This window comes from Pseudomonas sp. GM84 (assembly GCF_000282535.1).
Taxonomy (GTDB): Bacteria; Pseudomonadota; Gammaproteobacteria; order Pseudomonadales; family Pseudomonadaceae; genus Aquipseudomonas.
In genome coordinates this window covers 1-10,580 of the sequence record NZ_AKJC01000117.1, presented here as the reverse complement: position 1 = coordinate 10,580, position 10,580 = coordinate 1, and the positions used below count along the sequence as shown (strand labels likewise).

8 protein-coding genes are annotated in these 10,580 nt (G+C 63.9%); 4 read left to right on the top strand and 4 right to left on the bottom strand.

The window, feature by feature from the left end:
* Positions 1–30: 30 nt before the first annotated feature.
* From pabB to rloA, 4 genes are all read right to left on the bottom strand, one after another.
* On the bottom strand, positions 31–1,374 hold the full coding sequence (pabB, locus tag PMI38_RS10515) for an aminodeoxychorismate synthase component I (RefSeq protein ID WP_008093596.1): 1,344 nt from the start codon (positions 1,372–1,374) through the stop codon (positions 31–33).
* 214 nt (positions 1,375–1,588) lie between these two features.
* Complete coding sequence (locus PMI38_RS10510; protein ID WP_008093594.1) at positions 1,589–2,569, bottom strand: alpha-L-glutamate ligase-like protein; 981 nt, start codon at positions 2,567–2,569, stop codon at positions 1,589–1,591.
* A complete protein-coding gene (gene rloB / locus PMI38_RS10505) occupies positions 2,569–4,104 on the bottom strand; it encodes an osmotic stress tolerance membrane protein RloB (protein WP_008093593.1) in 1,536 nt (511 codons plus the stop codon). Before rloB ends, PMI38_RS10510 begins: the two co-directional genes overlap by 1 nt.
* Positions 4,105–4,109: 5 nt before the next feature.
* Positions 4,110–4,646, bottom strand: a complete 537-nt coding sequence (gene rloA / locus PMI38_RS10500) for a retropepsin-like aspartic peptidase RloA (protein ID WP_008093592.1) — start codon at positions 4,644–4,646, stop codon at positions 4,110–4,112.
* Between the two features lie 292 nt (positions 4,647–4,938).
* On the opposite strand from rloA, the gene PMI38_RS10495 reads away from it, so the two are divergent.
* The 4 genes from PMI38_RS10495 to acnD all read left to right on the top strand — a co-directional run bounded on the left by PMI38_RS10495 (position 4,939) and on the right by acnD (position 10,554).
* On the top strand, positions 4,939–5,655 hold the full coding sequence (locus PMI38_RS10495) for a GntR family transcriptional regulator (protein ID WP_008093590.1): 717 nt from the start codon (positions 4,939–4,941) through the stop codon (positions 5,653–5,655).
* The gene (prpB, locus tag PMI38_RS10490; RefSeq protein ID WP_008093589.1) at positions 5,652–6,542 is read left to right on the top strand and encodes a methylisocitrate lyase; all 891 of its coding nucleotides are present in this window, start codon (positions 5,652–5,654) and stop codon (positions 6,540–6,542) included. The genes PMI38_RS10495 and prpB overlap by 4 nt, the downstream gene beginning before the upstream one ends.
* Positions 6,543–6,681: 139 nt before the next feature.
* Positions 6,682–7,809, top strand: a complete 1,128-nt coding sequence (prpC, locus tag PMI38_RS10485) for a bifunctional 2-methylcitrate synthase/citrate synthase (RefSeq protein ID WP_008093587.1) — start codon at positions 6,682–6,684, stop codon at positions 7,807–7,809.
* 156 nt (positions 7,810–7,965) lie between these two features.
* Positions 7,966–10,554, top strand: coding sequence for a Fe/S-dependent 2-methylisocitrate dehydratase AcnD (acnD, locus tag PMI38_RS10480; RefSeq protein ID WP_008093585.1), 2,589 nt, complete (start codon positions 7,966–7,968; stop codon positions 10,552–10,554).
* The last annotated feature ends 26 nt before the right edge of the window (positions 10,555–10,580 follow it).

Below are 10,580 nucleotides of genomic sequence, written 5' to 3'. Positions count from 1 at the left end.
GCGATAGGGCCCTCACAGGCGACCACTCGATTACAGCCCCTGCAAGGTCTCCATCAGCACCCGCACCTTGGCGATCGACTCTTCGTATTCCGCCTGCCAATCGGAGTCGGCCACCACTGCGCCGCCGCCCCAGCAACTGACTTGCCCGTCCTTGACCAGCAAGCTGCGAATGGCGATGGAGCTGTCCATCTCGCCACGCACATCCACGTACAGCAGCGAGCCGCAATACAGTGCGCGTCGGGTCGGCTCCAGTTCGTCGATGATCTGCATGGCGCGGATTTTCGGAGCGCCAGTGATCGAGCCGCCGGGGAAGCTGTCACCGATCAGGTCCAGGGCGTCCTTGTCGGCGGCCAGTTGCCCGGTGATGCTGCTGACCAGGTGGTGCACATTGGGGTAGCTTTCCAGGCTGAACAGCTCGGGCACTTTCACTGAACCAATCTGGCAGGTGCGCCCCAGGTCATTGCGCAACAGGTCGACGATCATCAGGTTTTCCGAGCGATCCTTGGGGCTGTGGCGCAGCTCCTCGGCATTGCGCGCGTCGATGGTCGGGTCGGCCGAGCGCGGGCGGGTACCCTTGATGGGTCGGGTTTCCACCTGACCCTGGTTGACGCGGATGAAGCGTTCCGGGGAAAAGCTCAGCAGTGCGCTGCCGTCAGCCAGTTGCTGGTAGCCGGAGAAGGGCGTCGGGCAGGCCTTGCGCAGTGCCTGGTAGGCGCGCCACGGGTCGCCCTGGCAAGGGGCGCGAAAGCGTTGGGTGAGGTTGATCTGGTAGCAGTCGCCGGCCTGGATGTACCGTTGTACCTGGTCGAAGGCGGCGCGGTACTGCTCGGGCTGCAGATCCCCCTGCATGGGGGCGAGCAGCGTGAAATCACCGCTTGCAGTGATGTCAGGGGCTTCGAACAAGGCGATCAGGCGCTCGCGCTCTGCACTGGCCAGGCTCGGGTGGAATACCAGCTGGCTGCTGCCGAGCACGTGGTCGGTGACCATGGCCCAGGCATACAAACCCAGTTGTGCATCCGGCAGGCTGAGATCGTCAATGGACTGGCTGGGCAGATGCTCCAGGCGGCGGCCGAAGTCGTAGCTCAGGTAGCCGATCAGGCCGCCGGCAAACGGCAATTCGATGCCGTCGGGGAGTTGTGCGTGGCCCAGTTCGGCCAGCGCGGCGCGCAGGCGCTGCAGGAAGGTGCGGCCGTCTTCATCGGGCTGTGCTTGCAGGTGTTGCCGGGGCCAGGCGCTGAGCAGGTCGAAGCGTCCGCGCTCCGCTCCGGGGCGGGCGCTGTCGAGCAGAATCGCGCCGGGCGCTTGGCGCAGGCGGGCGAAGTAGGCGGCAGGGTCGGGCTGGTAGGGCAGGGGGTGGAGCGTACAGGTCGGCATCAGTGTGGACGGCGATGTAAAAGCGAGGAGGGCGATTGTAGACCTGTGTAGGAAAAGCGCCTAGCGCTGGCGCGACATTAAGCCTTTGGGTTGCGCCTTGGGGCCGCTTTGCGGCCCTTTCGCCGGCAAGCCGGCTCCCACAGGTACAGTGCAGGCCTTGAGGGCGGTGCGGTGCCTGTGGGAGCCGGCTTGCCGGCGAAAGGGCCCTTGAGGGTCAGCGCGGCTGCACGTGCCCGAACAGGCCCTGGGCAACGCGAACGCGCTGCTCGGCATCTTCGCTGATGCCCTCCTTGGTCAGTGCTTCGATGTGCGCCTCGATGGCATGGGTGCGCTGGGTCAGCCCGGTATCGTTGGCGATCTGGATATTCAGCCCGGGGCGCGCGTTGAGCTCGAGAATCAGCGGCCCCTTGTCCTGGTCCAGCACCATGTCCACGCCGATGTAGCCCAGGCCGCACAGCTCGTAGCAGCCGGCCGCCAGCTTCATGAAGCCATCCCAGTTCGGCAGTTGCACGCCATCCACCGCATTGGTGGTGTCGGGGTGCTTGCTGATGATGTTGTTCAGCCAGGTGCCACGCAGGGTCACGCCGGTGGCCAGGTCCACACCCACGCCGATGGCGCCCTGGTGCAGGTTGGCCTTGCCGCCCGACTGGCGGGTCGGCAGGCGCAGCATGGCCATGACCGGGTAGCCCATCAGCACGATGATGCGGATGTCCGGCACGCCTTCGTAGCTGATGCTCTTGAAGATCTGGTCCGGGGTGACCCGGTACTCGATCAGCGCGCGGTCGCGGTGCCCGCCGAGCGAGTACAGGCCGGTGAGGATGCTCGAGACCTGATGCTCGATTTCCTCGTGGCTGATGATCTTGCCCGATACGGTGCGATAGCGGTCCTCGAAGCGGTCGGCAATCACCAGGATGCCGTCACCGCCGGCGCCCTGGGCCGGCTTGATGACGAAGTCGTTACGCCCGCCGATGATCTCGTGAAGCTTCTCGATCTGCTTCTCGGTCTCGATGATGCCGTACATCTCCGGCACATGGATGCCGGCGGCGAGCGCGCGCTCCTTGGTGATGATCTTGTCGTCGACGATCGGGTACAGGCTGCGCTTGTTGTACTTCAGGACGTAGTCCGCGTTGCGCCGGTTGATACCCATGATGCCCCGGGCCTCCAGGGCTTTCCACGTCTTGATCAGGCCAAACATCAGGCGTCAGCCTTCTTCACGAATGCCTTGAAGCGAACGAGCTCGGTCAGGCGGTAGCCGCGGTAGCGACCCATCGCCAGCATGAAGCCCACCAGAATCAGCAGTACCGCCGGGAAGGTGAAGACGAAGTACACCAGCTCCGGCACCATCATCAGCAAGTGCGCCAGGGAGGCGGCGAACAGGGTGCCGATGGCCACTTTCATGGCATGGCCGCCACCGCGTTCTTCCCAGGTGATCGACAGGCGTTCGATGGTCATGGTCAGAATCACCATCGGGAACAGCGCCACCGACAGGCCGCGCTCAAGGCCCAGCTTGTGGCTGAACAGGCTGATGGCGGCGATCAGCACCACGACGAAGGTCAGCACCACCGACAGGCGCGGCAGCATCTGCAGCTTCAGGTGCTCCAGGTACGAGCGCAGCGACAGCCCCAGCGCGGTAATCACCGTGAACAGCACGATGCCGAAGCCCAGCTGGGTTTCGCGGAAGGCCAGGGCGATCAGTACCGGGGTGAATGTGCCCAGGGTCTGGATGCCGATCAGGTTGCGCAGGACCAGAATCACCAGCACGCCAATCGGGATCATCACCATGATCATGAAGGTTTGCTGGGTCTGCAGCGGCAAGCCGTACAGCGAGTATTCGAGGAAGTCGGCGTCGGTGTTCTCGTCGGTCAGCTTGGCCAGGCGGATGGCATTCATCTCGCTGTTGTTCATGCTGAAGGTGACGTTGGCCTTCTTGCCGCCATCGACGGTGATCAGGTTGTCGTCACCGGTCCACCACAGCAGGCGGTCGCTCGGCAGGCCCTGTTCGCCGGTGTCCGGGTTGAAGTACAGCCAGTCGTTGCCGTTGAAGCTGCGCAGCCACAGCTCGGGCGTCTGCGGGGTGTCGGCCACCAGGCGAATGGTGTGCACCTTCTCCATCGGCACGTGGGCGATGGACAGCAGCAGGTCGATGATCTGCGCTTTCTTCATGGACGAGGTGTCGCCGGCCAGCAGCAGCTTGACGTTGTCGTCGTTGAGGTTGTTGACCCGCTTGATGGTTTCGCTGACGAAGGTCTCGACGTCGGCGGAATGCTGGCGGATCGGTGCCATCAGGGCTTCGGCGGCGATCTTCTCGGGGCCTTCGACGGCCAGGCTGTCACGGAAGGTCGGGCCCTTGATGGCCGTCTTCTCGTTGCTGTAGCGCTTGGTCAGCACCAGGCGGTAGTACAGGGTCTGGTTGCCGCTGGCGCGGCGGGCCGACCAGGTCACCTTGCGGTTGCCGTCGGCGCGGTTGACGCTGACCCCGTAGTTGTTGGAGATGAAGCTCTCGTTGAGGCTGACGTAGTCGCGGTTCAGCGGCGGCACGAACATCTGCACCTTGACCGGGTCCTTGGTGCTGGCGACGAATTCGACCTTGGCGTCGATGTTCCACAGGTCGTCGGTTTCATCCTCGGTCACCGGGATGCCGAGGAAGAAGATCTGATAAGCCGTGACCGCCACGCCCAGTAGCACCAGTACGGTGATCAGGACTTTCAGATGGAGGGTAAGAGAGCGCATCGGGATTACTCTGCTTTGGGAGCGTCGGTGGCACAGGCAGGTTTGCCGGCCGCGTATTTAAGGCTTGGGTCGACCAGCGCGTCGAAGTGCTTGAGCGCCTCGGAGCCGATCAGCAGCGGGAACTGGAACGCGCTGCGGTCGGTGAGGTTGACTTCGATGGTGCGCAGGGCCTGGCCCATGCAGATGTCGAGTTCGATGACCGGGCGGGCGGTATAGGCCTTGCCTGATTCCGCATCATAGTCGCCAGCCCGGCGCTTGATCTTGCTGACCCGGGCCAGTGGGCGCTCGATGGGGTGCGAGTGGGCGGCGTCGATGGCCAGGTAGAAGCGCACCCAGCTTTCGCCGTTGCGCTTGAAGCGCTTGATGTCGCGGGCACTCAAGGACGCAGTCTTGGCCCCGGTATCGAGCTTGGCAGCCACCTCGAGGTCGAGGTCGCCAAGGCGCGCGTATTCGTTCAGACCGTACACGGTCTTGCCCGCCGCCTGACCAAGGGTCGGCAGCAGGGTAAGGCATAGCAGCAATAATACGGGTGTAAGTCTCATAATCCTGGCGCGGTGCTGTGCAGGGTTCGGGGCAAGGCGACTGGCAACTGCTGCGCAAGCTTCCTCATTAACTGTCAACAACATGAATTGATGACAAACACACTATCCATACTCCTTGGAAAGCGCGGCATTCTATCACGACGATGTCTTGACGCCAGCGCGTCGCGATCTGACAGCGCGGCGACCGGGTAAGTTCGTTCTTAGACGATTGTCGACAATATTCATTTTGTCTTTGACTGGCGGCGCCGGATTCGCTAATTTCTGCACCATTGATTATCAAGGTGTCGACAATATGCTGGACCTCAGCGACCCAAGCCTCGCGCCATCAGACGAAACGGAAACCTTGTCGGAGAACGTCTTCCGGCGCATCCAGGCAGCCATCGTCAAAGGTGACATCGCCCCAGGCAGCAAGATCTCCGAGCCTGAGCTGGCGCGTACCTATGGCATCAGCCGCGGCCCGCTGCGCGAGGCCATTCACCGCCTCGAAGGCCAGCGCCTGCTGGTGCGGGTGCCGCATGTCGGCGCACGGGTGGTGTCGCTCAGCCATGCCGAACTGATCGAACTGTACGAAATCCGCGAGTCGCTCGAAGGCATGGCCTGCCGCCTTGCCGCCGAGCGCATGAGCCAGGCCGAGATCGAGGAGTTGCGCCGGGTGCTCGACACCCACGAGCGCGATGCCGCGTTTCAGGCCGGCCTGGGCTACTACCAGCAGGAAGGCGACTACGACTTCCACTACCGGATCATCCAGGGCAGCGGCAACCAGACCCTGGTCAAGATGCTCTGCGGCGAGCTGTACCAGCTGGTGCGCATGTACCGGATCCAGTTCTCCGCCACGCCCAATCGGCCACACCAGGCTTTTGCCGAGCACCACCGCATTCTCGATGCCATCGCCGACCGTGACGGCGAGCTGGCTGAACTCCTGATGCGCCGCCACATCGGTGCATCCAAGCGCAATATCGAGCGTCACTATCTGGACGCTCACAACAACAGCCCACGAGGTGAGAAATGACTGTGAAGAGCACCCCAGGTCAGCGTTTCCGCGACGCCGTTGCCGCCGAACATCCGCTGCAAGTGGTCGGCGCCATCAACGCCAACCACGCACTGCTGGCCAAGCGCGCCGGTTTCAAGGCCATCTACCTCTCCGGTGGCGGTGTCGCCGCAGGTTCCCTGGGCCTGCCGGACCTGGGCATCACCGGCCTGGACGACGTGCTGACCGACGTGCGTCGCATCACCGATGTCTGCGACCTGCCGCTGCTGGTGGACGTCGACACCGGCTTCGGCTCTTCGGCCTTCAACGTTGCGCGCACCGTGCGTTCGATGTGCAAGTTCGGCGCTGCCGCCATCCATATCGAAGACCAGGTAGGCGCCAAGCGCTGTGGTCACCGGCCGAACAAGGAAATCGTCTCCCAGCAGGAGATGGTCGACCGCATCAAGGCGGCCGTGGACGCCCGTACCGATGACAGCTTCGTGATCATGGCGCGTACCGATGCCCTGGCAGTCGAAGGCCTGAACTCCGCCCTGGACCGTGCCGCCGCCTGCATCGAAGCCGGTGCCGACATGATCTTCCCGGAAGCCATCACCGAGCTTGCGATGTACAAGACCTTCGCCGACCGCGTGAAGGCGCCGATCCTGGCCAACATCACCGAATTCGGTGCCACGCCGCTGTACACCACCCAGGAACTGGCCGAGGTCGACGTGTCGCTGGTGCTGTACCCGCTGTCGGCGTTCCGCGCCATGAACAAGGCGGCCGAGAATGTCTACACCGCACTGCGCCGTGACGGCACCCAGAAGAACGTGATCGACACCATGCAGACCCGCATGGAGCTCTACGATGCCATTGGCTACCACGCCTTTGAGCAGAGCCTGGATGCGTTGTTCGCGCAGAAGAAAGGTTAAGCCTTTGCTGGCCTCATCGCCGGCAAGCCGGCTCCCACGCTCTACCTTTGGGAGCCGGCTTGCCGGCGATAGGGCCGGTACAGCCACCCCGAATTAGCCAGAAAAGATTCCATAACAAATTCAAGAAAGGAGAAACACCATGGCCGAAGCAAAAGTACTCAGCGGCGCAGGCCTTCGCGGCCAGGTGGCCGGCCAGACCGCGCTGTCGACCGTTGGCCAGGCCGGTGCCGGCTTGACCTACCGTGGCTACGACGTCCGCGACCTGGCAGCCGGTGCCGAATTCGAAGAAGTGGCCTACCTGCTGCTGTACGGTGAGCTGCCGAGCAAGGCCCAGCTGGCCGAGTACAAGCACAAGCTCAAAGGCTTGCGCGACCTGCCCCAGGCGCTGAAGGAAGTGCTCGAGCGTATCCCGGGCGATGCTCACCCGATGGACGTGATGCGTACCGGCTGCTCGGTGCTCGGCACCCTGGAGCCCGAGCTGACCTTCGAGGCCCAGCGCGACAAGACCGATCGCCTGCTGGCGCTGTTCCCGGCTGTCATGTGCTACTGGTACCGCTTCACCCACCAAGGCGTGCGTATCGACTGCACCAGCGACGAAGACACCCTCGGCGGCCACTTCCTGCACTTGCTGCACGGCAAGAAGCCGAGCGAGCTGCACGTCAAGGTGATGAACGTCTCGCTGATCCTCTACGCCGAGCACGAATTCAACGCCTCGACCTTCACCGCCCGTGTGTGTGCCTCGACCCTGTCCGACCTGTACTCCTGCGTCACCGCCGCCATCGGTTCGCTGCGCGGCCCGCTGCACGGGGGTGCCAACGAAGCAGCCATGGAGCTGATCGAGCGCTTCCAGAGCCCGCAGGAAGCGGTCACCGAGCTGCTGGCCATGCTCGAGCGCAAGGACAAGATCATGGGCTTCGGCCATGCCATCTACAAAGAGTCCGACCCGCGTAACGAAGTGATCAAGGGCTGGTCGAAGCAGCTCGCCGACGAAGTCGGTGACAAGGTCCTGTACCCGGTCTCCGAGGCCATCGACAAGACCATGTGGGACCAGAAGCGCCTGTTCCCCAACGCCGACTTCTACCATGCCTCGGCGTACCACTTCATGGGCATTCCGACCAAGCTGTTCACCCCGATCTTCGTCTGCTCGCGCCTGACCGGCTGGGCGGCCCACGTGTTCGAGCAGCGCGCCAACAACCGCATCATCCGCCCGAGCGCCGAGTATGTCGGCGTCGAACAGCGCCAGTTCGTACCGATCGAGCAGCGCTGAATCAGATAAAGAGAGGCAGCCCGTTTCCCTGTGGGAGCGGGCTTGTCCCGCGAATGCGTCGGGCCAGGCAACCGATGTGCAGCTGCTGACGCATTCGCGGGGCAAGCCCGCTCCCACAAGGACGGCTCACTTCCGACTTCCGTGACCGAGCCCATTATGAACACTGCATTTCGCAAGAACCTGCCAGGCACCGACCTGGACTACTTCGACGCCCGTCAGGCAGTCGAGGCGATCAAGCCCGGCGCCTACGACGGCCTGCCCTATACCTCCCGCGTGCTCGCCGAAAACCTGGTGCGCCGCTGCGACCCAGCCACCCTCGACGCCTCGCTCAGCCAGCTGATCGAGCGCAAACGCGACCTCGACTTCCCGTGGTTCCCGGCCCGTGTGGTGTGCCACGACATCCTCGGTCAGACCGCCCTGGTCGACCTCGCCGGCCTGCGTGACGCCATCGCCGACAAAGGCGGCGACCCGGCCCAGGTCAACCCGGTGGTGCCGGTACAGCTGATCGTCGACCACTCGCTGGCCGTCGAGTGCGGTGGTTTCGACCCGCAAGCGTTCGAGAAGAACCGCGCCATCGAAGACCGTCGCAACGAAGACCGCTTCCACTTCATCAACTGGACCAAGAAGGCGTTCAAGAACGTCGACGTGATCCAGCCGGGCAACGGCATCATGCACCAGATCAACCTGGAGAAGATGTCGCCGGTCATCCATAACGATCGCGGCTTGGCCTACCCGGACACCTGCGTCGGCACCGACAGCCACACCCCGCATGTCGACGCCCTGGGCGTGATCGCCATCGGCGTCGGTGGCCTGGAAGCCGAGAACGTCATGCTCGGCCGCGCCTCGTGGATGCGCCTGCCGGAAATCGTCGGCGTCGAGCTGACCGGCAAGCTGGCGCCGAACATCACCGCCACCGACCTGGTGCTGGCCCTGACCGAGTTCCTGCGCAAGCAGAAAGTGGTCGGTGCCTACCTCGAGTTCTACGGCGAGGGCGCACGTGCCCTGACCCTGGGCGACCGCGCGACCATCTCCAACATGGCCCCGGAATACGGCGCCACGGCAGCCATGTTCGCCATCGACCAGCAAACCATCGACTACCTCAAGCTGACCGGCCGCGAAGAGCAGCAGGTCAAGCTGGTGGAAACCTATGCCAAGGCCACCGGCCTGTGGGCCGATAGCCTGGCCAACGCCGAGTACGAGCGTGTGCTGCAGTTCGACCTGTCGAGCGTGGTACGTAACATGGCTGGCCCGTCCAACCCGCATGCCCGTGTCGCCACCAGCGACCTGGCGGCCAAGGGTATCGCTGGCGCCTGGGAAGAAGTGCCTGGGCAGATGCCTGACGGCGCGGTGATCATCGCTGCCATCACCAGCTGCACCAACACCAGCAACCCGCGCAACGTGATTGCTGCAGGCCTGATGGCGCGCAACGCCAACAAGCTTGGCCTGAGCCGCAAGCCGTGGGTCAAGTCGTCGCTGGCACCGGGCTCCAAGGCCGTGCAGCTGTACCTGGAAGAGGCGGGTCTGGAGAAGGAACTGGAGCAACTGGGCTTCGGCATCGTCGCCTTCGCCTGCACCACCTGCAACGGTATGTCCGGTGCGCTGGACCCGGTGATCCAGCAGGAGATCATCGACCGCGACCTGTACGCCACTGCCGTACTGTCGGGCAACCGCAACTTCGACGGGCGTATCCACCCCTACGCCAAGCAGGCGTTCCTCGCGTCGCCGCCTCTGGTGGTGGCCTACGCCATTGCCGGTACCATCCGCTTCGACATCGAAAAGGATGTGCTGGGTGTGGTCGACGGCAAGGAAATCCGCCTCAAGGACATCTGGCCGAGCGACGAAGAGATCGACGCGGTAGTGCGTGCGGCGGTGAAGCCTGAGCAGTTCCGCAAGGTCTATATCCCGATGTTCGCCATCGAAGAAGACCGTGGGCCGAAAGTGGCGCCGCTCTACGACTGGCGTCCGATGAGCACCTACATCCGTCGCCCGCCTTACTGGGAAGGCGCCCTGGCCGGTGAGCGTACCCTGCGTGGCATGCGCCCGCTGGCAGTGCTGCCGGACAACATCACCACCGACCACCTGTCGCCGTCCAACGCCATCATGCTCGACAGCGCGGCAGGCGAGTACCTGGCGAAAATGGGCCTGCCGGAAGAGGACTTCAACTCCTACGCGACCCACCGTGGCGACCACCTGACCGCACAGCGCGCGACCTTCGCCAACCCCAAGCTGTTCAACGAGATGGTGCGCAAGGAAGACGGTAGCGTAAAGCAGGGCTCGCTGGCGCGTATCGAGCCGGAAGGCAAGGTGACCCGCATGTGGGAAGCCATCGAGACCTACATGGAGCGCAAGCAGCCGCTGATCATCGTGGCCGGTGCCGACTATGGCCAAGGTTCGTCCCGCGACTGGGCGGCCAAGGGTGTGCGCCTGGCGGGTGTCGAGGCGATCGTCGCCGAAGGCTTCGAGCGCATTCACCGCACCAACCTGGTGGGCATGGGCGTGTTGCCGCTGGAGTTCAAGCCAGGGACCGATCGCAAGACCCTGGGTCTGGATGGCAGCGAAACCTACGACGTGCTGGGGGCGCGCACGCCGCGTGCGACCTTGACGCTGGTGGTTACCCGGGCCAACGGTGAGCGCATCGAGGTGCCGGTGACCTGCCGCCTGGATACCGCTGAAGAGGTGTCGATCTACGAGGCGGGCGGCGTGTTGCAGCGCTTTGCCCAGGATTTCCTGGAAGCGACCGCGTAGTGGCATGGGGCTGCTTCGCAGCCCAT

Excerpts from the sequence above, each read along its gene's own strand:
- acnD (WP_008093585.1), top strand. The coding sequence starts at position 7,966 with ATGAACACTGCATTTCGCAAGAACCTGCCAGGCACCGACCTGGACTAC.
- rloA (WP_008093592.1), bottom strand. The coding sequence starts at position 4,646 with ATGAGACTTACACCCGTATTATTGCTGCTATGCCTTACCCTGCTGCCG.
- PMI38_RS10495 (WP_008093590.1), top strand. The coding sequence starts at position 4,939 with ATGCTGGACCTCAGCGACCCAAGCCTCGCGCCATCAGACGAAACGGAA.
- prpB (WP_008093589.1), top strand. The coding sequence starts at position 5,652 with ATGACTGTGAAGAGCACCCCAGGTCAGCGTTTCCGCGACGCCGTTGCC.
- pabB (WP_008093596.1), bottom strand. The coding sequence starts at position 1,374 with ATGCCGACCTGTACGCTCCACCCCCTGCCCTACCAGCCCGACCCTGCC.
- PMI38_RS10510 (WP_008093594.1), bottom strand. The coding sequence starts at position 2,569 with ATGTTTGGCCTGATCAAGACGTGGAAAGCCCTGGAGGCCCGGGGCATC.
- rloB (WP_008093593.1), bottom strand. The coding sequence starts at position 4,104 with ATGCGCTCTCTTACCCTCCATCTGAAAGTCCTGATCACCGTACTGGTG.
- prpC (WP_008093587.1), top strand. The coding sequence starts at position 6,682 with ATGGCCGAAGCAAAAGTACTCAGCGGCGCAGGCCTTCGCGGCCAGGTG.